We start from the raw sequence: 25551 nt of genomic DNA, 5'->3' as shown, positions 1-25551 counted from the left end.
TTTGCAGTGTAGATGGTACGTCGCTATGGCGATCTACCATTTCAGCGTGAAGGTCATCAGCCGCGCGAGCGGGCGCAGCGCCGTGGCGGCTGCTGCCTATCGTTCGGCCTTGCGGCTGCACGACGAGCGGTTCGATCGCGATCACGACTTCACCAACAAGTCGGGTGTCGTTCACTCTGAAATCCTGCTGCCGGAGAATGTGCCCGAGCAGTTCGCCGATCGCGAAAAGCTGTGGAACGCGGTCGAGGCGACCGAGAAGCGAAAGGACGCACAACTCAGCCGCGAGGTGGAATTCGCCATCCCGCGCGAGTTGGACCAAGCTGAGGGCATTCGGCTGGCGCGAGACTTTGTCGAACGCGAGTTCGTCGCGCGCGGCATGATCGCCGACCTCAATGTGCACTGGGATGTCGGCGCCGATGGTGAACCCAAGCCACACGCGCATGTGATGCTCACGCTTCGCGATGTCGGCGAGAACGGCTTCGGCAAGAAGAACCGCGACTGGAACCGAACCGACCTGCTGGAGAAGTGGCGCGATCGCTGGGCCGAGCACGTCAACTTGGCGCTGGCTGATCTCGATATCGATACGCGTGTCGACCACCGGTCGCTGGAAGCACAGGGAATCGACCTTGAGCCGCAGCACAAGATCGGGCCGGCGGCATCGCGAATGGCGGAGCACGGGCTGACCTCCGAGCGCCTCGATGAGCACCACGCAATCGCCCGCGCCAATGGCGAAAAGCTGCTGGGGAACCCGACGCTGGCGCTCGACGCCATCACCCGCACCCAGGCGACCTTTACCACCCGCGATCTGGCGATGTTTGTGCACCGGCACAGTGAGGGAAAGGATCAGTTCGATCGGGTGATGGCGGCGGTGCGCGCGTCACCGGAGCTCATCGCGCTGGGTAAAGATGGGCGCGGTAAGGAGCGCTTCGCCAGCCGGGGCATGGTCGAGACCGAGAAGCGGCTCGTGCGCGCCACTGTCCGGCTGGAGGCGGGGCGACGACACGGCATGGATGAACGGCATCGCAAGCTCGCGCTCGTGCGTTCGGAGATGCGCGGGTTGGTGCTGTCGAGCGAGCAGCGCAGCGCCTTCGATCATGTCACTAAAGGCCAGGGTTTGGGCGTGGTCATTGGCTATGCCGGAACCGGCAAGTCGGCGATGCTCGGTGTAGCGCGTGAGGCCTGGGAGAGCGCAGGCTATTCGGTACGCGGGGTGGCGCTGTCCGGCATTGCCGCCGAAAATCTGGAGAGCGGCTCGGGCATCGCTTCGCGGACCATTGCGAGCATGGAGCATCAATGGGCCGAGGGGCGCGAGCTGCTGACCAACCGCGATGTGCTGGTCATCGACGAAGCCGGTATGATCGGCACGCGTCAGATGGAGCGCGTGCTTACGGAGGCAGAAAAGCGCGGCGCCAAGGTGGTGCTGGTCGGTGACCCGGAGCAGCTTCAGGCAATCGAGGCGGGCGCCGCGTTTCGGGCGGCTGCCGAGCGGCATGGCAGTATCGAGATCACCGAGATCCGCCGGCAACGCGAGGACTGGCAGCGCGACGCCACGCGATATCTGGCGACCGAGCGGGCCGCGGAGGCAATCAGCGCCTATAGCCGGCACGGCTACATCCATGTTGCCGATACGCGTGAGCTTGCACGCGCCGACCTGATCGACCGCTGGGATAGGGATCGATCGGAGGCGCCCGGCGCCTCCCGGATCATCCTCACCCACACCAATGACGATGTGCGCGAACTGAATGCCGCTGCACGCGATAGGCTACGTGCCGCTGGTGCACTGGACGAAGAGGTGGCCATTTCTACTGAGCGCGGGCGACGTCAATTCGCGCCCGGAGACCGGGTGATGTTCCTGCGCAACGAACGCAGCCTTGGCGTGAAGAACGGCACGCTTGGCCAAGTGCAGTTGGTGACCCAGGCATGCATGGCAGTGCTGCTTGATGACGGGCGCTCGCTCGCGTTCGACGTTAAGGATTACGCGGCCGTCGATCATGGCTATGCCGCGACGGTGCACAAGGCACAGGGGGTGACGGTCGATCGCGTGCATGTGCTCGCAACGCCGGGGCTTGACCGGCATGCCACCTATGTCGCGCTGTCACGCCACCGTGACAGAGTCGATCTTCATTATGGTCGCGACGATTTCGCCGACCAGCATGCATTGACGAGGGCGCTCTCGCGCGAGCGCGGCAAGGACATGGCATCGGACTATCCGGGGGGCGAGCCGGCGCAGGAACGGCGGGCACAGCACGATCGGTTCGCCGGGCTCAAGCTGCGCGCGCCTCCCGACGCTCCGGAGTTGAGTCCGTTCGAGCGGGCCGTGGTGAGGGTTGCTCGATCGGTTGCTGATATCGTGCGCGTGCGAAAAGGAGGATATGCGGAGCTTCCACACCAGCGTGCCGCACTCGACAAGGCGGTCGCTGAGATTGAGGCGCTACGCCCCAGCGTTAAGCGCGATCTGCAGAATGTGTTCGACGCCGATCGCACGACAATCGACGAGGCCGCAAACGGACGGCCGCAAAGGGCGATCCGGGCGATGGCGCTGGAGGCCGAAATGCAGGCCGATCCAAGCAGGCGCGCCGACCAGTTCGTCGCGCGTTGGGATAAGCTGCAGAAGCAATCTCAGCGGGCGTATGTGGCTGGCGATATAACCAACCACAAAGCCATCCGTAGCGAGATGGCAGGTATGGCAAAGAGCCTCCAACGTGACCCCCAGATGGAGTCGATACTCGCTGCACGCAAAGCCCAGCTCGGGATCACGATCGACACCGGTCATCGGCTCGGAGCGGAGTTGGCGTTCAATTACGGGATCGACTTCGGCAGAGGACGTGGGCTCGGGCGCTGATGCGGTCACGCGGGTTGCCTGATATATACAGGAACAATGCCATAGCAGCGCTTGCTGGCACGGTACTCGGCGACGATATTCCCGCCTCGTAGGCGAACCAGCGGCCCGTATTGCTATCATACAGACGCGGCATCGGATCGTCACTCAGCCACCTCGCAACTAGAAGCATCCAAGCTATCCAAGCCCCAACGCTCACAAGCGCCCCGAAAAGAGAGCACCAAACGCCCCCTTCCAACCTTACCTATCGATCTTAATACTCATAGTACAATTAGGTTAACTTGAATGATCGCCTTCATTCTGAGTTTGTCATATCCAGCCACTCTGGAACATCGCCACCATCCAGTGAAAATCTATCATTATACAATTCCATAAACCTATCATCACTCATCCACGACGGAATGCAATGGTGAATAGATACGTTTGGAAATCTCTTCAGAATATCATTCTTAGTTCTCGCCTCTATTACGGCCCATACACCACCCATTCCATAGTCATATACAACAAGAAATTCATTTTTTAGCAGGCAGGTATTGCGTTCCATGCGGCACCTTTAACAGATATGGGGCGAGGAAACTTAACTTCATATCCCCCTCCCGGCTGACCATTTGCGGGGTCTACTGTACTCGGGAATGTTCCATACTTTATCACTGCATCGTATTTTGGGATACTGAAATAGCCTGTCGGTGTTCGGCTAAGCGCCAGCCCAGCCTGAGCAGATCGACCTGACGAATAGAGGTCTGGAGTAAGATACACAAAACCGTCCGAACTGGGGTTAATAAAACCCGCCTTTAAGATTCCCTCGCGACCTGCGTCAGTAGTGTAATGATTCAGCAGATTGTTATTAGAATCACTTGATAGTGATAACAGGGACCCAAACACGCCAGCCAAGCGCCCGGCCCCGACGGCTAAAGATCCAAGCGCCTTTCCCAACGCTGCCTTTGCACCATTCGTAGCCTGCCCTCCTTCTGGAGCCATGAATCCCAATTTGTTAGTGTTATCACATTGACCCACCGAACTACCGCCATCATTCGCCCCGGTGTAGATGCCAGGCAGGCCTGAAGCATAAGCGCCACCGTTGGTGACGTGTATGATGGCATTGGGCATGACAGTTTTCTGACCACAACTCGCTCCATCATGACCATCTAGAGGGCAGTCGCCACTTCTCCCGGTCGGATCGACCTTATTGACGGGATCATTCCCGACATAGGCGTAGATGTTCATCCCGTCGCCGTACCCGATGGGATCCGTCTGCATGAACCGGCCGAGCGTGGGCGAGTACATGCGGGCCTTGTAGTAGGACAGGCCCAGCTCGGACAACCAAGCCTGCCCGGTGTAGCCGAACCGCCCCACATCGCCGCCCGACGGGATGCCGTATTCGTCGTAAGCCCGGATCGCGCTCGCCGCGCCGCTGGCATCAGTCTTCGCGACGATCGAACCACGCTCGTCGGCGATCGGCCAGCTGCGGTTGCCGCTGGCATCGTACGACACCAACACCTCGTCGGCGCCCGGCCCGAACACATGCCGCGCCTGCAACGCGTTACTGGCGTTGTACTCCGCGACGATATTGCCGCCGTCATAGGCAAACCGACGGCCCGCGCTGCTCTCGTACAGGCGCAGCATCGGATCGTAGCTCAGCGTCACGCCGCCCGGACCCGTCAGCAGCATATTCTCGCTGCTGAAGCTGTAGTTGTCCGATCCCGAGCTGGTCAGGTTGCCCTTGCCGTCATAGCCAAAACTGGTCGCGCCCGCGCTGCCATATTGGTTCAGCCCGTTCACCGTGTAGTTGCGATCGGCGTTCACAGCACCCGTCCAGGCATAGCTGTCGTTGCTGCGCGTGCTGCTCGCGATTTGGCTCGCCGGGTTGTAGCCGAACGTCGTGGTGACGTCGTGGCCGCCGCCCGCCAGATCATGCGTCAGCGTGTTCAGCCGTGATACCGCGTCATAGCCATAGCTCGTCACCACGCCATTACCGCGGGTCAGGCTGGCGCGACGGCCACGGTCGTCATAGGCGAAGCTCCCCAGCACCCCCGCGCCCGAACTCGCGCCATTCTCCCGGATTGCGGTCACCTCGCCGGTCACCGACCTATCGTAGTCGACATAAAGGCTGTCCGGCCACGTCATCCGCGTCCGTCGCCCGGCAAGGTCATGGGCATAGGCGATCGTCCCCTGCGGCCCCGCCTGGCTGATGTTCCGCCCCAGCGCATCATAGCCGAACGTCAGCGCGTTGCCGCTTTGGCTCGCCCCGGTCATCATCCCGATCAGATTATAGCTGTAGCTGGCATCCGGTTCGCTCCCCGGCAGGTTCTTCGTATTCAGCCGGTTCAGATCGTCATAGCCATAGGCGATGCTGTTCCCGTCGCGCAGCCGCCGACTGACGACGTTGCCATTGGCGTCATAGTCCAGCTCCTCATAGTCGGTCGTCGAGCTGGTGCCCGCGCTCGACGGTGAAGGATAACGCGTCTTCTTCAGGCGATCATGGCTGTCATACTCATAGGTAGTCTTGTTGCCGTTGCCGTCCGTGACCGTCTCGATCTGGCCGTTGGCGGTGAAGCTCACATAGTCATGCGAGGCAGCGGCCGTACCGAATGAGTTGTGATAGTCGACCACGCGTCCCATCGCGTCGAACCCGCGCTGCTGGACCCGGTCGGGGCCGCTGGGGCCGGTGGTCTGTGGCGTGCAGGAATCGCTCTGCCCCGCCCATTGCGCCGGATCCATCCGCTGCGCGACACACACCATCAGGCCGCGATTGGTGTAGCCATATTGCGTCACCGCATGGTCGGTGCCGCCGGCGGACACCACATCCTTGATCCTGCGCGCATTGCCGTCATAGCTGCTCTGGACGGCCTCGTTCGCCGTGAAGCCCGACCAGTTGGTCGCGCCGCTGGGCACCGTTCCGCGCTGGGCCAGTGTCACCTGTCCATCGCTGTTGTACGTGAACTTGCTCGCGGGAATCTTACGCGCGCCGGCCCCGTCGGGGTCCGCGGTCATCGATCCGGTCAGCCGGCGATCCCCGTCATATTCGAAGCGCGCGGTGTCGCCGCTTCCGCTCAGCGGGCCATCGATCGAGGTGACGTTGCCGAACCCGTCATAGCCGGTCGTCGTGGTCGCGCTGAGCGAAGCGTCGCCCGCGGCGCGGGTGACCGTGGTCGGCTGCAACCGAGCGTCATAGCCGATCGTGACCCTGGTCTCGTCCGCCCCGCCCGTGCAACCGCCGGTGGTGCGACAGGTGGAGATGCCGGTCAGCAGCTTGACCCCGCTGGTGGTCGTGTAGCTGTAGCGCGTCTGCGGGCGCGTGCCGCTTACCGCAGCAGCCGGTGCCGTTTCCGTCAGCACCAGTCCCGTAGCGGTGTCATAGGTATAGTCGGTCTGGTTGCCCTTGGCGTCCCTCGTCCAGGTCGGCAGGTTGCACGTCGCATCGACGCATGTCGTCTGATAGTTCGCACTCGTCCCGATATCCGCCAGCCCCGACCCCGGCTTGGCCTTGCGCGTGGTAGTGGTCAGGTTGCCGCGTGCATCATAGGCGAACTGGACCTTGTTACCTTCGGGATAGCTGACCTCGGTCGGCTGCCCGATGCCATCATAGGTAAAGCTGGTCGTGCGGCCCAGCTCATCGGTGACGGATGTCGGGCGGTATTTGGAGAGGTCCGACACGATTGTGCGCGTGTTCGACGCCGCATCGGTTACCACCATCGTCCCAGTGCTGCCCGAGATGCTGTAGTTGTAGCCGGTGGTGACGCCGTTGTTCGTGACCGATGTGGGCCTAAGGCCCGAATAGGTGACACTGGTCGTGTCCGACGCGGCCGACGGACGGCGCACGCCCGTAATCACCAGGCCCGATCCGGTGATCCGCCATGTATTGCCACCCGGCGTCGTGATGGTGAAGACATTGGTCGATGGATTGGCATAGGTGACGGTGCGGCTCGTCCCACCGCCGCTGAGCACAGCGCTGGTACGTCGATACCATGCGTGTCCCGGATTCTGCCCTGGCGGCACCGAATTTGCGGCGAAGCCATAGGCGATCGAATAGCCCGCATCGTTCGAGACGCCGCCAAGCCGCCAGCTATAGGTGCAGACGGGTTCTTCCTCCGGCGTCGGCGGGATCGAGCAGTTCTCGTACGGCTCCCAATTGAAGTTGACGCTCATTCCGCTGCGTCCGGACATCGACAACGGCAGCCGGGTGCAGTTCGTCGAACTGCTTGCCGTGCAGAACCCGCCGCCGGCGCCTGCACCGATCGGATCATCGAACACGATCGTCGTGCCGTCGAGCGCCTGATAGGTCATTTGGTTACCACTGAACGACAGCGTCGCGCCGGTGCCGTTGATCGATCGGGTATAGCCGTCTGCCGAGGAGAACTGGTCCCATTGGGGGCCCATCTCAACCGTGATCTGGTTGTTGCCCGAGAACGAGGTCTGGCGCGACGTGAAGCCGGTCCAGTTGTCGGTCTCGCCGCTATACGCGACCAACGGAAGCTCGGACTGACCGGCCCCGATCGATGCGACAGGCAGACGGAGGTGGAACCCTCCAGTGGTCAGGTCGACGCCATTCTCATCCAGATTGGGATGCGGCGACGCCGATTGCGCGAGCGCGGGTGCCGCAAGGCAGGTGCAAAGCGCGGTGGTGACGGTCAGGAGCGAGCGGCGCAGACGCGACCGGTCGCGCGCAAAAGCTGTGCGCGTCATGGCAATCTCCAATGATGATGTGAGGTGGCGGAGGGCGCGCGTTACGGCGCTCCGGTAACCTTGACGTTGGTCCGGTTATCCGCCTTGTCGAAACTGTAGTTGGCAACCACGCCGTTGTTGATCGTGCCGCTATGCTCGACCTTGATCAGTCGGCCGCGCGCATCATAGCTGTAGGTTTTGGTTTCGCTGGCCAACGCCACGGCCGTGAGGCCTGAAATGGCGGCAATTCCAATCATCGCGCCTATCCCCACACTCTTCTTCATATCCGCCCTCCCCTACAAGAACATCAAACGAACATCTGAATTCCAACATTGCAAGCGGAATGTTGCCGTTTCGTCATCGATATGATCGAACCGTTGATCATGTGACAAGCGCAGAACAACGTTACCGCCATATTGAACACGGTTGCAGGTTGATTTCGACTGTTCAGGGAGTGCGCCCATCGCGCGAGGGGTATTGGTGATCTCGCTCGACAAACCTGACAGCGCGAATCAAATCCACATAAATCCAAGGGTTCGACCAAACTGAGCTTGCTGGCTGAGCTCAAATCTTTCGATGGCACTTCTGATGGTATCGATCTGATAATGCTGAATAATAGCATGGTTTATTATGCACTTATCGCAAGATCAAAATTCCCGTAGGGGTCACCACCTTCGTCTCCCAGAAGGTGCCAGAGCGTGCCATAAATGGCTGTTTTCTGCAGGTTTTTGGTGGCGTACTGATCTCAGTCGGATTGGCTGGATGCCACCTCATACCAGCAAATTCATCGTATATCTGATGATGCCTTGCCGATCCCCTGACCGGAGATACCATCATGGCACTTTCCGTTGTGACGAACAAAGCGGCCAAGGGCCGTGCCAAGCCCTACAAGCTCGCTGATAGCGACGGCCTGCCAAGCTGGACGCGTTGATCGAGCAGCACAGGGATGTCATCGGAGCGCTAATTATTAGCCCAGAATCTGAAACTCCTCCCGCTCCGGCACACAGTTCGCAGAATGGCGCTGCCAGTCTGACACGAACCGCTCTCCAGAGGATGGAATTCGATCGTTGGGGCGGGCAGCCTAGCTCGCGACGATTTGCTACTCAGCCATGGCGCTTGAGCGCCTTCTTCATGAAGCGCATCGGCTCGCCCCCTTGTCGCGCGCTTTCGTGATGTAGCTCTCCACGATCTCACCTTCCTGATCAACCGGTCGCCAGAAGTGGGTCATCTCGCCGTTGAGCCTCACGTACATCTCGTCGAGATGCCATCGCCAATGACGGAACCCTCATACGCGGCTGACCCGCTGTCGGCGGATGTCACCGGCGAACATCGGCCCGAACCGGTTCCACCACATTCTCACGGTCTCATGACAGATGTTGATGCCGGGCTCGAACAGAAGGTTCCCAACATTCCGCAGCGACAGCGGGAATCTGGCGAACATCAGTACGACCAAGCGGATAACCTCAGGCGAGGAGTTGAACATCGCTAACAGCGGCGGTCAGGCAGTGCCACACTGGCCTGACAGCACCTGCACTTTATTAACGTAGACGTGAGAGGCCAAATGGGGTTAATCGGCATTTCGCTAATGCGACTTAAGTTTGAAAAAAGGTGACGGAATGAAGTCCTTTCGCTACAGAATTCCAGTGCTGATCGGATTGGCTTTGGCCTTTGCGCCAAGCATGGCTTCAGCGGAGGTTTTCTGTAGTACAAGTCAATTCAAAATATCCGGATATATCTATGGAATGCCGGCCTTAGAGAACATCGTTTTGACTAATGGTTCCCCGATGCAAAGTGTGAGTCTCTGTGGAGACGTTTGCACCGATACAGGAACACAGGCCAGGGTTTCTATCGCCTTGACCGCAAAAGCGCTAAGTCGACCTTTAGTTTTGTATTTTGGCACCGAGACTAACTGTAGCCAAGTTGCAGCCTATTCGAAGCCGTACGCTGTGTCGGTGGATTAGGGTCAGGACCCATTGATGTGGGGCGAGTGATCTCATTCAGGATCCGGGAAGCGGACTGAATTTGAGGGTGCCGTCCTCGTCCAGATCGGCAGGTCTGCACGTCGCATCGACGCACGTCGACTGATAGTTCGCGCTCGTCCCGATATCCGCCAGGCCCGAGCCCGGTCTGGCCTTGCGCGTGGTCGAGGTCAGGTTGCCGCGCGTATCGTACGCGAACTGAACCTTGTTGCCTTCGTGATAGGAGGTCTCCGTCAGCTGTCCGATGCTGTCATAGGTAAAGATGGCATAGCTGATGGCCCCGCTACCGCGGTCTATGCAAGGTCGTTGAGGAGGCGGTTTACGGCCCCTTCCACAAGTAGCGCAGAGGTTAGCCACGCCAGCGTTCAAAGTAAAATCATCGACATGTCAGCTTGATTACGCCGATTACACCAAAATGGATCTTCAGGGTAAATGTTTATTTACCACATTTGACCATGGTGACCGTGTAACCGCCACGACTCGTGTTCAGTTCCGAAAGATGGCTAGGCCAGGCGGTACATAGGTGGGGTATGAGCTGCGGGATTGTTGTCAAAGCGCTCAATTTGAAAACGTGGCGAGGTATTGCCTACGTTCGTGATCCTGCATCGCACGCCTCTCTCATCGGCGCCCCTAGACTTGGACCGGGGCCGCCTTCCTCGTTGAGGAGTGGTGACAATGACCAGATCGTCGCTGATAGCGTTCGCCCTCGCGGCATGCCTCGTTTCATTCGCATCCGTGGATACTGCCTCGGCAGCCAGACTTAGAATTTCACCGATAGGCATACACCTGACGGCGACCGAGCGGGCCGGGGCCATCACCATCGTCAATACGGATGAACGGCCGGTCAACCTTCAGCTTCGCCTCTACGAGTGGTCCGAGCTCGAAGATGGGCAGGAGCATCTCGACAGAACCACCGACCTGATCGTCAGCCCTCCGGCGATCACCGTGCCAGCAGGCGCTTCCTATACCATCCGCATCGCACGTCTGGTCATCACACCGGTGAATGGCGAGCGGGCCTATCGATTGCTGATCGACGAATTGCCGCAGCCCGATGACCCTCGCACCGTAGGTCAGGGTATTAAGATGGTCCTGCGGAACTCCCTCCCGATCTTCGTTACCGACCCGAAGGCCATGGCCGAGCTCAAATGGACCGTGTGGCAGGATGAGGGGGGTGTACATGCCCAGGCTCAAAACCACGGCAAGCGTCATGCGAAGATCGCCAATCTGATGCTTCAGACAGCGTCAGGCAATCCGCTCAGCTTCGGTGGAGGACTCAATGGCTATGTTCTGGGCGGTGCGACCAGGACCTTCACCGCCCCCCCGGTTGCGGGACGCGCAGGAGCGCCACTCCGGGATGGTGAAAGCATCGACCTCGTCGCCCAGAACGACGCACTCGATGTGAAGGCAACCATCATCGTCGGCAGGCGCTGAGGAAGGCGGCGGAGACCGGGTGGTGAAACTCTCCCGGCTCTTTCTTGTCCTTGCCGGTATGCAGGTGACGCTGCTGCCGAGGGCGGCGGCGGCCAGTCTGGACGCTGGACGATCAGTGGTGCCGGCGAGCAACGCGGAACAAGCCGAATGGCAAACGCTCCTGCTTGCGGTGATGCTCAACAGCACCGCCACCGGCACCCTGCTCACCGTGTTGAAGTTGCCGGACAATCGGCTGCTCGCACGCGCCAGCGAATTGCGTGCACTCCGGGTTCAGGTCGACCCCGGAGTTGTGAAGGACGATCTCGTCGCGCTCTCGGCGATCCCCAATCTCGGTTTCGTATACGACGAACCCGGCCAGACGATTTCACTCACCGTTGGCGATCAGTCGCTCACCCCCTACCAGATCGAACTCGGCACTGGCCGGCGAATGTTTGACGCGGGGAAAGTCCATCCCACCCCGGGCGCGATCGTCAACTACTCCATTTACGCGACGCAAACGCGCGACAGGACCATCGCCGCCGGTACGGTCGGTCTGATCGGCATGATCGGCATGATCGGCATGATCGGCGGCAGCGCTGTCACGACAGACTTCAACTTTAACAGCGACAATCATTGGAACGGCGACGGGCTCGTACGGCTGGACAGCACCTGGCGCCTTGTCGATGCGGAATCCGTCCGTTCCTATACGGTTGGCGATTTTGCCTCCAATGCGCTGACCTGGTCGAACAGCATAAGGCTGGGCGGTTTTCAGATCGCCAGCGCATTCCAGCAGCGTCCGGATATCGTCACCACACCATTGCCGCGGTTCGCAGGGTCAGCCGCGCTGCCATCGACCCTGGATCTCTATATCGACCAGCAGCGGATATTCTCCGGAGACATACCGTCCGGGCCGTTTGACATTCAATCGCTGCCGCAAGTTTCGGGCGGAAAGGTTCGCCTGGTGACGACCGACCTGAACGGCCGTCAGGTCGAGATCGTGCGGGACTATTACTACTCCGCCTCACAGCTCCGGTCCGGGCTTCTCGAATATTCGGTCGAAGCGGGATTTCCGCGACGGGATTTCGGCTTCGCGTCGTTCAGTTACGACAGCAATTTTTCCGGCTCGGGATCGCTTCGCTATGGCCTGACGGACACCACAACGATCGAAGGCCATGCCGAAGGCGCAGTCGATGGCCTCATCAACGGCGGGGGCGGCGTCGTTCAGGGCCTTGGAGGTCACGGCGCGCTGACTGTTTCCATCTCCGGCAGTCACTACAAAAACCATAGCGGTGCTCGCCTGGCCGCAAAGGCCGAAGGGCGCATCGGTCAGTTGAGCTTCTTCGCCGGCACAGAACGCAGCCTCGGTGACTATTTCGACCTTGCACGCGTCGCAGTGGCGCGGGATCGACAACGCCGCGGCATCACCGGATCAGACGATCTCGCATTAGCCCCAACGCGCGCGAAGACAATCAACCGAGCAGGCCTGTCATTCGGCCCCGTTTTGGGCGGCGCGTCCGTTTCGCTCAACTATACCGATATTCAGGACCACAATTATGGGCAGCGGCTGACCAACATGTCGCTTTCCCAGCCCATTTCGGGCCGCGTCACCGCCTATATCAGCGCCTATTCCGATCTTGATCGCGGCGACAGCTACGGTGCGTTCGCGATGGTGAACATCCGGATCGGAAAATCGACCATGCTGACCGCAAGCGTGGAGCGCGACAGAGGGCGCACCGCGTTGGAAATGCAGGCGGAGGGCCTGACCGGTCAGCGTCAGGGCGACGTCGGCTGGGGCCTTTCCAATCGAGCCGTCCTGGATGGTGAGGATTCGCGACGCGCCTATATCAGCTATCGTGCGCCCCAGGCGCTGGTTCGGGCGCGCTTCGCCCAGACCGGTGATGATTGGCTGGCCAGTTTGGAAATGGAAGGTGCGGTTGTCGCTGCCGGCGGCGGTGTATTCCTGGCCAATCGTATCGGCGACGGCTTCGTCATCGTGAAGAATGCCGGCCCGGGAACAGAGGTGCTTCAAGGCGGCGTTCGGATGGGCAAGGCGAGCGCAGCTGGCCGCGCACTGTTACCCGATGTGCTGCCGAATTATCCGCAACAGATATTCCTCGATCCGTCGACCATGGCCGACGGCTGGGAGCCGGACGTGACCGAGCGCATTGCGGTGTCCGGCTATCGCCAGGGAGCGGTGGTCGATTTCGGAACCCGGCGAGTCCGAAGCGCCGTGATCGTACTTCATGACAGATTCGGACGACCAATCGAGGCGGGGTATGTCGCCACGATCGAGGGCGGTGAAAGCGCCGTGATTGGCTATGATGGCGAGGTCTATCTGCACGGCCTGAAGCCCAACAATCGATTGTCGGTCGACCGCGGCATCGCCGGCCAATGCCATGCCACCTTCACCCATGCGGATAGCGGATCCCCGCAAGCCAGGATCGGACCTCTGACATGCCAATAGCTTTGCGCTGGCCTCTCTCACGATCTGCCGGCGACGTTCCGGCAAGGAACCTGAAAGCGATACAAACGCAGCCCTGCGCTTTGCCGCGCCGGCTAACCGCTATGCTATCGGTCCTCGGCCTTGGCACACAGACGCTGTCCGCGTCCCTTGTAGCATTGCCGCTGTTGCTGACCCCCGCGCCCGCACAAGCGGCGTGCACCAATAGTTCGGGCGCCTCGCAGAACCGGACCTACACCTATACGGCCGCCAATCTTGGCAACGAGGCACGCCTCGACTTCCCGTTCGTGATCAATTGCACCGGCTTGCTCGACGGCCAGAATATTTGTGTCGGCGCGACGTACACGCGCAGCGCCGCCAATGGCGCGAACAGCGTCACTATGCGCCTCGACGCCGCAATACCGGTGCACAGCGTGACCATCACCGACATGGACAATGCGGGTGCGATGTATGGGCCATACGGTGCCCTGCTCGCGCTTGGCCCGTCATCGACATCGACAACGATCACCAGCGTCGTTCCGGGTGGGGCCGCCAGCGGCAAGGCAGCCGGAACCTACACCAGCAGCTTCACGGTTTATGAGGCCAAAACGGCGACGACGCTTCTCGGTCTGTGCGGGCTCTTCGGCGCGCTGACCGGGGCTCAAGCCTTTGGCAACTACACCGCGAACTTCGTCATCCCGAGGATGTGCACGCTCAACGCGACCCCTGCGATCAACTTCAACAACGTCAGCAGCATCGGTCCAACACCGGCCCGTATCGATGCGCAGGGCGTTGTGACCGTCCAATGCAACACGCCCTACACCATCTATATCGGCGACGGGCAGAACCGCGTCTCGCCCGGATCGGGCAACCGGCGGATGGCGCAAGGCGCCGCACGGCTGCCCTATCAGCTCTTCAAGGATGCGGGGCGTACCCAGATCTGGGATGCCACCGGCGGCACCGCTGCCATCGGGGGCAGCGGCGGCGTTTCGGATACCGGCACCGGCTCTTCGCAAAACAAGACGGTCTACGCATCGATCCCCGCAGGGACCACGCTGCCCGTTCCGGGCACCTACACCGACACGGTCGTGATCACCGTGACTTACTGAAAGTCATCTGGAGAATGGACATGCTCAGTGCGACCAGACGAAACAGAGGCCTGCTAACATTGATGGCGCTTGTCTGTGCATCTCAGGCGCAGCCAGCCATCGCCGATACGGTAACCGGAAACGGTACGGTCACTGCGACTGTAACCGCGACCTGTGATCTCGTGGCCACCCCCACGATCGCCTTTGGGACAATCAGCGGCCTCAGCACACTCGCGGCCGATGTGACCGCTCAGGGCACGATAACCGTCGCGTGCAGCACAGGTGCCAGCTACACCGTCTATATCGGCGACGGTGCCAACCGCGTCGCGCCTGGCAGTGGCAATCGCCAGATGGCGAACGGGGCCGGTCGGCTCCCTTACCAGCTCTACAAGACCAACGCGTACGCAACAATCTGGGACGCGACCGGCGGGACCTCCACGACGGGCGGCAGCGGCGGGGTCAATGGCACCGGAACGAGCGCCAATCAGAATCTCACTGTCTACGGAAGGATTGCCGCGGGAACCGCGGTTCCTGCGGTGTTAGGCAGTTACTCCGACACCGTCCTGATCACCGTTACCTATTGATTCACATGTTTATGTGAAAATTCGAGTCGTAAGATGAAGACGTGGAGAACCGAACTAGTCCATTTTTAGAATGGGATGAGAAAGATGAGAAATATCACCGTGATATGTGCAGTTGCGATAGCGGCATCGGCGACACCTTCATTCGCCCAGGACACCGGATCGCTCGATGTGACGGCGGAAGTGCTATCGTCCTGCAACATTACGTCAACATCGACACTTGCATTCGGTTCCGTCGATCAGTCATCTGCTAATATCGACAATCAGGGATCGGTCAGCCTCATTTGCACGGCCACGACCCCCTGGGTTCTGCATTCGGACAGTGGTGCCAACGCACTAAGCGCGCAGAAGCGGATGAAGCACGCGTCACAAGCCGACACGCTGAACTATGACATCTTTACCGACAACAGCCGGTCTGTGCCGTTTCCTGTTCTCGCCGGGACTCCGGGCACCGGACCAGCCAGCAACACCGGCAACGGCCTGGTGCAGACGGTTACCGTTTTCGGACGCATCCCGTCAGGCCAGACGCTGCCACGTCCCGGCAGCTACAGCGACACGCTCACGATCACGGTATCCTATTAGGAACCGCTTCCTCCATGATGGAGGCGCATTGCGCTTCCATCATGATCTGAAGAATTATGCCTCTCAGTCCTCGGTGTAGACGTACTGGGCCTGCTGACCGTCATTGATGGTCAGCGTGCGCTTGCCGTCTTTCGTGCCGACCAGCGCATCGACGCCGATACTCCCCGGGCCAGCCGAGATCACCGAGATCGTGCCGTCGGCATTCTTGCGGGTGGCCAGCGGACCCTCAACGAAGCCCGCCTTGATCCACGTCTGGCCATTCTTCTCGCTGATCGCAATCTGGCCCACCGAGGGATCGATGTAGTGACCGGCGAGGTTGCCCAGCACCGCGGCATCGCCGGGATAGGTCAGCCGCTCTCGCTTCGCCCTGGCCTGTGCCTTGATCCGCGCCGCCGCTGCGGTGATTTCGCGCGCTGCCTCAGGTTGGCCGTCATAGAGGACTTCGAGCAGGCGGCGGAGCACTGGCCCGAGCATCGATGCGCCTGGATCGCTGTTGACGAGTATCACCAGGCCGACCCCCGATTCGGGTAACGCAAACCAAGTGCTGTGGTAGCCGAGCAACGTGCCGCCATGGGTGACGACCTGAACGCCCGAGACATCGCGCTGGAACAGACCCATGCCGTACCAGCTGTCCGGAGCGACCTGAACGCCCTTCTCGCGCCGCGCGAGCAGATTGGCCTCACTCACCACACGCTTGCCGTCGAGTACGCCCTTACCCAGCTCGAGCTGGACATAACGGACCATGTCAGCGGTGGTGGAGAAGGCGGCGCCCGCAGGACGATAGGGATAGGGCGCCCAGTTGAAGTCGTTGGACATCAGCGTGACCTTGCCATCGACGTCGAGACCGTGCGGCGCCGCCCAGTTGCCCGCCATGCCCCTGGCATAGTCGAAGGTGCTGTCCTTCATGCCGAGCGGCGTGAAGATCTTCTCCCGCATCGCCCGGTCATAAGCGGCGCCGAGTTCCATCCTGGGATAGAGGATATGTCCGCCGACATAGCCTGCGGCGGACGCCAATTGATTATTGTACTGGAACAGGTCGCCGAATTTGCTGGTCGGCATCGTGGCGGCCAGCTGCGTGAACGTGGCCGCCGCCGGCTGGCCCTTGTCGGCGAGGATGAACCCGTAATCCTTGCGCGGCAGGCCGGTGCACGCGCAGATCAGGTGGCGGACCAGCACCGACTGGGTGACCTGATCATTGCCGAGGCGAAACTCGGGATAGAGGTCGATGACCTTCTCGTCCCATTTGAGCTTGCCCTCGTCGGCCAGCACCGAAAGCAGCAGGGTGGTCATTCCTTTGGTGTTCGACGCGATCATGAACTTGGTGTGTTCGTCGACCTTTGCCGGCGAGCCGAGCGCGCGTGTGCCGAAACCGCCCTGCCACACCACCTTGCCGTCATCGATCAGCGCAAAGCCGATACCGGGAACCTCCAGCTCCTGACGGCTCTTCTCGACGAAGTCAGTGAGCAATTTGATACGCTCGGGGGTGAGATCATGCGCAGCCTTGCCCGCGAAGCTCTCGCGCTGGAAGCCGGCCGGGTACAGGCCCTGCTGGACGACTTGCAGCGCTGCTGAGCGCTTGGCCGCGGTGCCGGCCGAGCCGTCGATAACCATGACGGTCCAGGCTGCGCCCTTACGCAGCGCGGTGGCTGCGCGGCTGGCGCGCTCGCTCGGCAGCGTGTCATAGGCGAAGCTCACCCGCTCTTCCCAGCCGTCGCCGGCCGGGGCGTTGATGCTGGTACGCAGTGTCGGTGCGGGGCCGGGGCGAACCACAGCCCACGCCTTGGCAACGGCGTCCTTCGCATCGACTGCGCCGCCGATATCGGCGACCGCGATACGCAGGTCCCCCTCAGGCGAGGTGAAGACGAGCACAGACCCCTGCTTCGTCGCGGTCCAGTCCTTGGGCTGGACATATTGCACGCCGCTGGCGAGCTTGCCGGGAGTATCCGCGGCGGCGGTCTGAGCGAGGGCCGCGATGGGCGCGCAGGAAAGCGCGAGGGCGAGCAGCAGCTTCATGAGAGGACCTCCTCGGTCAGGGCTGAACCAGATGGTATGCGACATGCGGTTGCGAGCTGAAGCCGAGGCGCCAGTGGCCGGGCGTGCCGTGCAAGCGCAGCTTCTCATAGGGCCCCCCGGCGCGGGCGCCGGTGACCTGCTCGAACAGCATCGGGCCGATCCGCTCCCAATAGGTGGTGCGGCCGTTAAGGGTCACGGTGACGGCGTTGGCGCCCGCGGCAGCGATCTTGACGTCGAAACCGGGGTTGGGATCGCGCGCATAGTCGCGGCGGTTGCTGCGATACGCGCCGAGCGGCAGCGTCTCGTCCGCAGGTGCTGCGATGCGCGGCGCGGGTTTGACCGGGAACATCCGGCCGATCAGCGCCTCGACCAGCTCGGTACGACCGCCATAGCTGCCCTGACCACCGGTTTCGGAAACGAAGAAGCCGATGCCGGTCTCGGGCGACAGGATCATGTTGGAGTGAAAGTCGCTGGTGTTGCCGCCATGGCCGACGAGCCGCGGCCCCGCCTCGCGCACGACGAAGAAGCCATGCGCCATGCCGGGAAGGCCGGGTGTATTGGCGAAGGAGTTGCGCATCAGCAGCTGGACCGACGTTGCGTTGAGAATGCGCGCCTTGCCGAGCGCGCCATCGTTCAGCATCGTCATCATGAACCGCGCCATGTCGGGCGCGCTGCTCGTGCCCGATCCGGCCGGCATGATGTTGCTGTAGAGCTCGAACGGCTGGGCGTCGAAGCGCCCGTCCTTGACGACATAGCCCTTGGTCATGCGCGGCGCGAGCCGGGTGGGTAGCGGCTCGCGGAAGGTGGTCGAATGCATCCCCAGCGGGGAGAAGATGTGCTTTTCGACATAATCTGCGAACGGCTCGCCCGAGACGCGTTCGACGATATAGCCGGCCAGCGCCGCGCCGTAATTGGAGTAGGAGACTTCCGTGCCGGCCGCCCATACCCGCTTGGGGACATGGGTCCGCATCCATTCGGTATAGGGCACCAGCTTGTCGGGCGTCGGCGCTGTGATGCCGCCCATGTCGCTCATCCCGGGCGTGTGTGCGAACAGGTCGCGGACGCGGATCGGCTTGCCTTGGAATTCCGGAATCCTGAAATCGAGATAGGTGTTTACGTCGGCGTCGAGGCTAACCTTGCCGCGTTCGACCTGCTGCATCAGCGCGGCCCAGGTGAACATCTTCGAGACCGAGCCGGGGCGGAACAGCGTCGATTGCGGATCGACCGCTTGTCCCTTGTCGACGTCGGCGAAGCCGTAGCCGCGCGCGAACAGCACCTTGCCGTTCTGGACCACGGTGACGACTGCACCCGCGACCTCGCGCGTCGCGATCTGTTGCGCCATCACACCATCGACGAAGTCGGCAAGACCCGCGATCCGCGCGGGGGGAACGACGGCGGCCGCAGCGCGCGGCGTTTGCGCGATGGCGGGCGAGGCGGTGCATCCGAGCAGCGCGGCGGCGATCGCGGCGCCACGCAGGGCGTGAAATCGAGGCATGGGCGAGTCTCCAGGACGAATGCGGGTCAAAGGCCGGCGCGCGTGGCAGGGCGCGCGACGGATCATGCGAGGCAGTTGTCGACGAGCGCGTCGAAGGCGGCACCGCCGCGGATCGGATCGGCGACGGGCAGGCCGAGCCGCCGGCTCTCGCGCGCCATCAGCGCAGCGGCGTCCGCCTCGCTCAGCGCCGAGGTATTGAACGAGAAGCCACCGCAGCGAATTGCAGGATTGGTGCGGCGGCCGAGCAACATGGTCAGCTCGACGATCTCTTCGATGCTGGCCAGCACATAGCCCGGCGCGCCCAGCATGTCGGTGCGGCCCGGCTCGTGGCACACCACGAACACGTCGGGCTGGCTGCCGTGAAGCAGCCCCAGCGACACCGCGGCATAGGACGGGTGGGTGATCGCGCCCTGCCCTTCGATGACGTCCCAATGGCCGGGCGCAGCATCGGGCGAGAGCAATTCGGCGGCGCCTGCCTCAAAATCCGAGACCACCGCATCCATCGGGATGCCGCCACCGGCGATCATGATGCCGGTCTGCCCGCTCGCGCGGAAATCGGTGTAGACACCACGCCCGGCAAAAGCGCGGGCGAGCGCCAGCGCGGTGTATTTCTTGCCCAGCGCGCAATCGGTGCCGACGGTGAGCAGCCGCTTGCCGCTGCGCTTGCGCCCCGTCCCGACCGGGATTCCGGCCGGCGGCACCCGCACGTCGATCAGCCGTCGCCCCAGTCGGTCCGCCGCTTCGACCAGTTCGGGAATGTCGGCGAGCCGCATGTGCATGCCCGCGATCACGTCGAGGCCGGCTTCGAGCGCCTCGACCAGCGTCGCGCGCCAGCTCGGCGGAATCACGCCGCCCTGATTGGCGACACCGATGACCAGCGCGCGCGCGCCACGGGCATGCGCCTGCGCCGGCGTGATCGCGTCGAGACCCGTGGTAACGGTGCCGCCCGGCAGCCGAAGCTCGCCGACACATTTCTCCGGCGCCCAGTCGCGCAGGCCGAGCGCAGTCTTTGCGAAGCCTGCGATCGTGGTGTCGCCGAGGAACAGGACATAGGGGTGCGGCAGCTCGATCGCACCGGACTTGCGGTCCACCGGGGCGTTCATCAAGCTGCTCGCGACATCGAAGGGCGGTACCGGACAGTCATCGTCAGCCGCCCCAGGTCGCGGTCAGCAGCCGCTGGAAATTGCCGCCAAGCACGGCGCGGATATTGGCGTCGGAATAGTTGCGGCGGATGAGCTCTTCGGTCAGGTCGAACATCTTGAGCGGGTGGTCGAACCCGTCGATGTCGATCTTTTCGCGAAAGGCGTAGCTGTCCTTGTAAGCGCCGCGCAGCATCTTGTTCAGCTCGGGCGGAGTATCGTCATAGCCGTAAAGGTCGGAATCGGTGCCGATGCCGACATGGTCGATGCCCACCAGCTTCACGACATGATCGATATGGTCGGCATAGTTCACGATCGTGGTCGGGTCGGTCTTGCTCACGAAGTTGCGCACGCCGGTGATCCCCATCACGCCGCCCTTGGCGGCCATGGCCTTGATCGCCTCGTCGGTCTTGACGCGCGGATGATCAATCAGCGCGCGGCAATTGCTGTGCGTGATCGAAATCGGCTTCTTCGAAATCGCGATCCCGTCGAGCGTAGTGCGGTCGCCGCAATGCGACACATCGACCAGCATGCCGACCTTGTTCATCTCTTCGATGATCGACGCGCCGAAATCGCTGACACCGCCATCGACACGCTCGGTCGATCCCGATCCGATGAGATTCTGCGAATTATAGGTCAGCTGCGCACAGCGCTGGCCGAGCTGGTAGAAGGTCTTGACGTCCGCCGGACGCTGGAAGTGGTCGGCATTCTGCAGGCCCATGATTACCGCGACCTTGCCATCCTTTTTGGCGCGCAGGACGTCGGCGAAGGTGCCGACACCGGTCAGGACGTGGCTGTTGCGCGCGACGTAATTACCATAGATCGCGAAGAAGCTGAGCGCCTGCTCCTTTGCCGTCGGACCGCCGATGCCGATCGCATGATGGATCGCATTGATGCCGCTCGCGCGGAAATCGCCAGCCATCTTCTCGCTCATCGCTTTGGCGTAGAAAGCCGGATCGAACTCGATCTTGATCGGTGCGAGCATGTCGACCACCACCGACTGGCGGACCAGCTCGATCGCGCGTTTCGAATAGGCCTTGTTGCTGAACGGGCTGATCTGGAAGCTCGCACGCGCGACATGCGGTGCGGCGATGACCGCCACTCCCGCGGCACAGATCGCCTGACGACGCGTGACACGCATACGCAATTCCCCTCCGATGTATTTTCTAATTAGGAGGATATATGCCGATATAGAAACGTCAACACCTGATTAGCGCGCCGTCAGCGCGGGTCGGATAGCGGGCTGCACGGGCATCGCCGATCAGCGACTCCGGGATGCGAAGTCGAGAAATTCGACTCAGCCGCAAGGAAACGCAGCTTTCCCAAAAGTCAAAGATTGGCCAAATCCGTCTCCTTTTCGATACTTAGCCCTAAACGGAAATTGATTGTCCCAATCAGGACAGTATGCCACCATCCCGGGAACAGGAAGACAAAGAGGAACCGTCAATAGTCGGTCCGCCTGACAGGGGAGAATCCAATGCATCGAGCCGTTTCGAGCCTTGCTGATCGCTTCGTGCAGGGAAGCAGCCTGACTGCCCTGGCGGCGGGATTGCTGATTGCCGTACCCGCCACCGCGCAGACCGCGCCATCGCCCCCTCCCGCCGCGCAAGAAGCCGGCGAGGCGGGCGAAGTCGTCGTCACCGGCTCGCGCATCGAGCGCGCCGGGTTCGACCAGCCCACGCCGACAACGGTGATCGGCGAGCTGGAGCTGCGCCAGGGCCAGCGTTCAAACCTGCAGCAAGTGCTGAACGATTCCCCACAATTCCGTCCGACCACCACCACCCAGGTTTCGGCGGGCAACACGTCGAGCGGCAGTGCGCCGGTCGATCTGCGCGGCCTTGGCGCTGCCCGCACACTGACCCTGATCAACGGGCGCCGCTTCGTCGGGCAGAACAACCTCAACTATGTGCCCATGTCGCTGGTCGAGCGGGTCGAGGTTGTCACCGGCGGCGCGTCGGCGGCCTATAGCTCGGACGCGGTCGCAGGCGTGGTCAACATCCTGCTCAAGAACAAGGTCGAGGACATCCATGTCGGCGTGCAGTCCGGCATCTCGTCGCGCGGCGACGGCTTTCGCTATGGTGCAGACCTCGCGCTCGGAACCGCCTTCGCCGATGGCCGCGGACAGCTGATGTTCGGTGGCGAGTATATGAAGGACGAGTCGATCCCGGATCGCAACTCGCGCCGCAACCTTGGCAGCGCGGGGACGGTGCGGCTCGATCCCGCGTCGGCCACAGATCTGCGCACGATCCTCGTCCGCGACGTCAATAACGGCAACACTCACCCGGCGGGCCTGATCACCAGCGGCATCTTTGCCGGACAGATGTTCAACGATGACGGCTCGCTGCGCCGGTTCCGCGGCGGCAGGCTGATCACGGCCAATCCCGCAGCGACCCCCTTCCCCGCCCAGATGGTCGGTGGCGAGGACGGGGTCGGCCTGTTCGATTCCGTCGTGGTGACCACCCCGCTTGAGCGGATCAGCGCGTTCGGCCGGGCAACCTATGATTTCGGCAGCGTGCGATTATGGGCGGATGCCGCCTATGGCCGCTCGCGTTCCAAGTACAACTTCCTCCCCGATATCGGTGCGCCGGCAAGCATTACGATTCAGGCGACCAACCCGTTCCTGTCGGCCGATATCCGCAATGCGCTGGCCACGGCCGGCCAGAGCAGCTTCACACTGGGCCGTTTCTTCGACGGCCCGTTCATGGTCGAATATGACGGCACGCGCACCCAGAAGGAGGGCGCGATCGGGCTCGACATCGACCTTGGCGGCAGTTGGAAGGCCAGCGCACATTACAGCCATGGCGAAGTCGATTTCCGGCAGCGCGCCGCGAACACGCGCGTCGTCTCGCGGTTCAACAATGCGATCAACGCAGTGAGCAGCGGCGGCCAGATCGTCTGCGCGATCAATGCCGATGCGACCACCGCTAACGACGATCCGGCGTGCCGGCCGCTCAACCTGTTCGGGCGCAATGCACCGTCGGCCGAAGCACTCGGCTATATTATGGATACGCAGCGCAACGACACCGTCAGCAAGCTCGACGCCGCAGCGGTCGAGTTGCAGGGCGATCTCTTCTCGCTCTGGGCCGGCCCCGTCACGATCGCGGTCGGCGCCGAAGCGCGGTGGGAAGAACAGAGTTCACGCAGCGGCGCGCTCGACCTTTCCGGCGCGTTCGGCCCGGTGCTGACGCTATACGGCAATCCGGTCAACGGCGGCTTCGACGTGCGCGAGGTGTTCGGCGAAGTGGCACTGCCGCTGCTCGCCATCGAAGACAAGGTGAAGGTCGATCTCAACGGCGCAGCACGCTACTCGGACTATAGCCGCAGCGGCGGGATCTGGTCGTGGAAGGCCGGCGGCACCGTCAGCCTGTTCAACAGCCTGATGTTCCGCGGAACGCGGTCGCGCGACATTCGTGCGCCCACCATCACCGAATTGTTCGCAGTCCGCGCAATCAATGTCGGTCCGTTGGTCGATCAGGATACGGCGGGCCGGGCTGCCGCCAACCCGGGATATAATCCCGCGCCGCAGCAGGTGCGCACCTATACCGGCGGCAATGCCGATCTGGTGCCCGAGATCGGCCATACCACGACGCTGGGCGTCAGCTTCACGCCGACGTTCCTGCCGCGCTTCAACCTCTCGGTTGATTACTATGATGTCGAGATCAACGGCGCGATCACCGCGCTTTCGGGGTCGAACCTGACGGGCGCCTGCCGCGGCGGCAATGCGTCGGCCTGCGCCCGGATCACGCGCGACGCGACGGGAACGGTCACCGAAGTGCAGTCGAACCAGCAGAATCTGGCGGTGTTCAAGACCTCCGGCTTCGATATCGAGGCATCCTACCTGTTACGTCTGTCGGACCTCAGCGAATCGCTCCCAGGCACGCTGAGGATCCGCGCCCTGGCCACACATGTGCGCGAGTTCGTTCTCGACACCGGTGTGAGCCGGGTGGACTCGGCGGGCGATGTCGGCAGCGGTACCGGCAACGCGATACCGAAATGGCGCGGCACGCTGGCGCTCAGCTATCAGGACAAGCTGGTCGGGTTCGACGCCCGCATGCGCTATGTCGGCGGCGGCAAGCACAACCATCTATCGGTCGACAATCCCGCCACGGCGACACTCGAGGGGCTGGTCAACAACGACATCAGCGCCCGCGTCTATGTCGACCTTGGCGCGCAGTTCAAGGTGACGGACCAGTTCACCCTCTGGACCAACGTCAACAATGTGTTCGACCGTGAGCCGCCGATCAGCCCGTCGCAGGCAATGTATTACGACGCGATCGGCACCTACTTCACCTTCGGCGCGAAGATGAGCTTCTAGGGAAAGGCGGCACGGCGGGCCTCGCCGTGCCGCCCCTCGCATCTCGCGGCCGTTCAGACGGGCAGGGCCGTGGTCGACTTGATTTCTGACAGAGCAACCGTCGAGTTGATCTCCTGCACGCCCGGCAGGCGCGAGAGCTTCTCGAAGAAGAAGCGCTCATAGGCCTCGATATCGGCGGCGACGACACGCAGCATGAAATCGACCGGCCCCATCAGCACGAAGCATTCGAGCACCTCGGGCATGTCCTGGATCGACGCGGCGAACTCGTCGAGATTGGCGCGACCATGCGCGTTGAGCTTCACCAGCGCGAAGATGTGGGTGTTGAGGCCCACCTTGCGGCGATCGACCAGCGCAACCCGGCGCCGGATGAAGCCCTCGCGCTCGAGCCGGTCGATCCGCCGCCAGCATGGCGAGGCCGACATGCCGACCGCTTCGGCAACGGCCGCAGTGGACAGCGAGGCATCGTCCTGCAGCACCCGCAGGATTTTCCGGTCGAACGCATCGAGGGTTGGCATGATTTATCCTAAATCTGGCATATTTCAGGATAGATCTTCTTCCGATTCACTGTCCACTGGTGAATCAGGTCAGATATTTCCCGCTACGGGCGATATTGTCGCGACTATGACCGGGAGAGAGTATCGCGTGGCTGATCGCGTGCGGCCTTTGTTGGGTGGCGCCGCGTGACGCGTGCCCGCTCGTCGGCGGAACAGCCCGCAGCAAGCTTTGCGATCACCGCGGAACGGTGCCCGCAGGTGCTGTGCCGCCTGCTCGGCCTGGTCGCACAGCAAGATCGCCTGGTCGATGCGGTTCGGGTCGACTCCTCGGCGAGGATCTGCCGCATCTCGCTGGAGATCCGGGGCATCGACCCCGTTCGCGCGGCGATCGTCGCCGAGAAGATGCGTAGCATCGTCCGCGTCCGCACTGTCAAGATGCGGCTCGCCTGATCCGCGCGCCGCGATCCGCTGGCATAACCGCTATACAGAGCCCGGTGCCGACGGCGATCCGGCG

16 protein-coding genes and 1 pseudogene are annotated in these 25551 nt (G+C 62.2%); 8 read left to right on the top strand and 9 right to left on the bottom strand.

Features of this window, described 5'->3' with window-relative positions; genetic code table 11:
- Window positions 1–25 precede the first annotated feature (25 nt).
- Window positions 26–2842, top strand: coding sequence for a Ti-type conjugative transfer relaxase TraA (traA, locus tag AC07NK_RS05650; RefSeq protein ID WP_495169577.1), 2817 nt, complete (start codon window positions 26–28; stop codon window positions 2840–2842).
- Between the two features lie 292 nt (window positions 2843–3134).
- Here the strand turns inward: traA and AC07NK_RS05645 are convergent, their stop codons facing one another.
- The 4 genes and pseudogenes from AC07NK_RS05645 to AC07NK_RS05630 form a co-directional block, all read right to left on the bottom strand.
- Window positions 3135–3383: a hypothetical protein gene (locus AC07NK_RS05645; RefSeq protein ID WP_495169576.1), complete on the bottom strand. Its 249-nt coding sequence runs from the start codon at window positions 3381–3383 to the stop codon at window positions 3135–3137.
- Window positions 3359–7522 (bottom strand): RHS repeat-associated core domain-containing protein, encoded by a 4164-nt coding sequence (locus tag AC07NK_RS05640; protein ID WP_495169575.1) that lies wholly within the window; start codon window positions 7520–7522, stop codon window positions 3359–3361. The genes AC07NK_RS05645 and AC07NK_RS05640 overlap by 25 nt, the downstream gene beginning before the upstream one ends.
- A gap of 41 nt (window positions 7523–7563) precedes the next feature.
- Window positions 7564–7785 (bottom strand): hypothetical protein, encoded by a 222-nt coding sequence (locus AC07NK_RS05635; RefSeq protein WP_495169574.1) that lies wholly within the window; start codon window positions 7783–7785, stop codon window positions 7564–7566.
- Between the two features lie 822 nt (window positions 7786–8607).
- Window positions 8608–8984, bottom strand: a pseudogene (locus AC07NK_RS05630) (DDE-type integrase/transposase/recombinase); the annotation flags it as partial.
- A gap of 1171 nt (window positions 8985–10155) precedes the next feature.
- Between AC07NK_RS05630 and AC07NK_RS05625 the strand changes: the two are divergent.
- The 5 genes from AC07NK_RS05625 to AC07NK_RS05605 all read left to right on the top strand — a co-directional run bounded on the left by AC07NK_RS05625 (window position 10156) and on the right by AC07NK_RS05605 (window position 15581).
- On the top strand, window positions 10156–10911 hold the full coding sequence (locus tag AC07NK_RS05625) for a fimbrial biogenesis chaperone (protein ID WP_495169573.1): 756 nt from the start codon (window positions 10156–10158) through the stop codon (window positions 10909–10911).
- A gap of 22 nt (window positions 10912–10933) precedes the next feature.
- Complete coding sequence (locus AC07NK_RS05620) at window positions 10934–13354, top strand: fimbria/pilus outer membrane usher protein (protein ID WP_495169572.1); 2421 nt, start codon at window positions 10934–10936, stop codon at window positions 13352–13354.
- A gap of 101 nt (window positions 13355–13455) precedes the next feature.
- Window positions 13456–14439 (top strand): Csu type fimbrial protein, encoded by a 984-nt coding sequence (locus AC07NK_RS05615; RefSeq protein ID WP_495169571.1) that lies wholly within the window; start codon window positions 13456–13458, stop codon window positions 14437–14439.
- A gap of 62 nt (window positions 14440–14501) precedes the next feature.
- Entirely contained in the window at window positions 14502–15002 is a 501-nt protein-coding gene (locus tag AC07NK_RS05610) for a Csu type fimbrial protein (RefSeq protein ID WP_495169570.1), read from the top strand.
- Between the two features lie 84 nt (window positions 15003–15086).
- The gene (locus AC07NK_RS05605) at window positions 15087–15581 is read left to right on the top strand and encodes a Csu type fimbrial protein (RefSeq protein WP_495169569.1); all 495 of its coding nucleotides are present in this window, start codon (window positions 15087–15089) and stop codon (window positions 15579–15581) included.
- Window positions 15582–15644: 63 nt separating this feature from the next.
- Here AC07NK_RS05605 and AC07NK_RS05600 read toward each other — a convergent pair whose 3' ends face one another.
- The 4 genes from AC07NK_RS05600 to AC07NK_RS05585 form a co-directional block, all read right to left on the bottom strand.
- Entirely contained in the window at window positions 15645–17594 is a 1950-nt protein-coding gene (locus AC07NK_RS05600; RefSeq protein ID WP_495169568.1) for a serine hydrolase domain-containing protein, read from the bottom strand.
- A 16-nt stretch (window positions 17595–17610) separates the two neighbouring features.
- The gene (locus AC07NK_RS05595) at window positions 17611–19089 is read right to left on the bottom strand and encodes a serine hydrolase domain-containing protein (protein ID WP_495169567.1); all 1479 of its coding nucleotides are present in this window, start codon (window positions 19087–19089) and stop codon (window positions 17611–17613) included.
- Window positions 19090–19151: 62 nt separating this feature from the next.
- A complete protein-coding gene (locus AC07NK_RS05590; protein WP_495169566.1) occupies window positions 19152–20192 on the bottom strand; it encodes an N-acetyltransferase DgcN family protein in 1041 nt (346 codons plus the stop codon).
- Between the two features lie 43 nt (window positions 20193–20235).
- Window positions 20236–21369, bottom strand: a complete 1134-nt coding sequence (locus AC07NK_RS05585) for a dipeptidase (protein ID WP_495169565.1) — start codon at window positions 21367–21369, stop codon at window positions 20236–20238.
- A gap of 336 nt (window positions 21370–21705) precedes the next feature.
- Between AC07NK_RS05585 and AC07NK_RS05580 the strand changes: the two genes are divergently transcribed.
- The gene (locus AC07NK_RS05580) at window positions 21706–24543 is read left to right on the top strand and encodes a TonB-dependent receptor plug domain-containing protein (RefSeq protein ID WP_495169564.1); all 2838 of its coding nucleotides are present in this window, start codon (window positions 21706–21708) and stop codon (window positions 24541–24543) included.
- A gap of 53 nt (window positions 24544–24596) precedes the next feature.
- Here AC07NK_RS05580 and AC07NK_RS05575 read toward each other — a convergent pair whose 3' ends face one another.
- Window positions 24597–25058, bottom strand: coding sequence for an Lrp/AsnC family transcriptional regulator (locus AC07NK_RS05575; RefSeq protein WP_495169563.1), 462 nt, complete (start codon window positions 25056–25058; stop codon window positions 24597–24599).
- Window positions 25059–25223: 165 nt separating this feature from the next.
- Here AC07NK_RS05575 and AC07NK_RS05570 point away from each other — a divergent pair, with 165 nt between their 5' ends.
- A complete protein-coding gene (locus tag AC07NK_RS05570; protein WP_495169562.1) occupies window positions 25224–25487 on the top strand; it encodes an ACT-like domain-containing protein in 264 nt (87 codons plus the stop codon).
- Window positions 25488–25551 lie beyond the last annotated feature (64 nt).

It is taken from the genome of Sphingomonas sp. GW821-FHT09B04, from assembly GCF_059418285.1.
Note: the sequence above shows the minus strand (reverse complement) of the source record. Positions and strands in the feature narration are given on the sequence as shown.

Excerpts from the sequence above, each read along its gene's own strand:
- traA (WP_495169577.1), top strand. The coding sequence starts at position 26 with ATGGCGATCTACCATTTCAGCGTGAAGGTCATCAGCCGCGCGAGCGGG.
- AC07NK_RS05645 (WP_495169576.1), bottom strand. The coding sequence starts at position 3,383 with ATGGAACGCAATACCTGCCTGCTAAAAAATGAATTTCTTGTTGTATAT.
- AC07NK_RS05640 (WP_495169575.1), bottom strand. The coding sequence starts at position 7,522 with ATGACGCGCACAGCTTTTGCGCGCGACCGGTCGCGTCTGCGCCGCTCG.
- AC07NK_RS05635 (WP_495169574.1), bottom strand. The coding sequence starts at position 7,785 with ATGAAGAAGAGTGTGGGGATAGGCGCGATGATTGGAATTGCCGCCATT.
- AC07NK_RS05625 (WP_495169573.1), top strand. The coding sequence starts at position 10,156 with ATGACCAGATCGTCGCTGATAGCGTTCGCCCTCGCGGCATGCCTCGTT.
- AC07NK_RS05615 (WP_495169571.1), top strand. The coding sequence starts at position 13,456 with ATGCTATCGGTCCTCGGCCTTGGCACACAGACGCTGTCCGCGTCCCTT.
- AC07NK_RS05610 (WP_495169570.1), top strand. The coding sequence starts at position 14,502 with ATGGCGCTTGTCTGTGCATCTCAGGCGCAGCCAGCCATCGCCGATACG.
- AC07NK_RS05605 (WP_495169569.1), top strand. The coding sequence starts at position 15,087 with ATGAGAAATATCACCGTGATATGTGCAGTTGCGATAGCGGCATCGGCG.
- AC07NK_RS05600 (WP_495169568.1), bottom strand. The coding sequence starts at position 17,594 with ATGAAGCTGCTGCTCGCCCTCGCGCTTTCCTGCGCGCCCATCGCGGCC.
- AC07NK_RS05595 (WP_495169567.1), bottom strand. The coding sequence starts at position 19,089 with ATGCCTCGATTTCACGCCCTGCGTGGCGCCGCGATCGCCGCCGCGCTG.
- AC07NK_RS05590 (WP_495169566.1), bottom strand. The coding sequence starts at position 20,192 with ATGAACGCCCCGGTGGACCGCAAGTCCGGTGCGATCGAGCTGCCGCAC.
- AC07NK_RS05585 (WP_495169565.1), bottom strand. The coding sequence starts at position 21,369 with ATGCGTGTCACGCGTCGTCAGGCGATCTGTGCCGCGGGAGTGGCGGTC.
- AC07NK_RS05580 (WP_495169564.1), top strand. The coding sequence starts at position 21,706 with ATGCATCGAGCCGTTTCGAGCCTTGCTGATCGCTTCGTGCAGGGAAGC.
- AC07NK_RS05575 (WP_495169563.1), bottom strand. The coding sequence starts at position 25,058 with ATGCCAACCCTCGATGCGTTCGACCGGAAAATCCTGCGGGTGCTGCAG.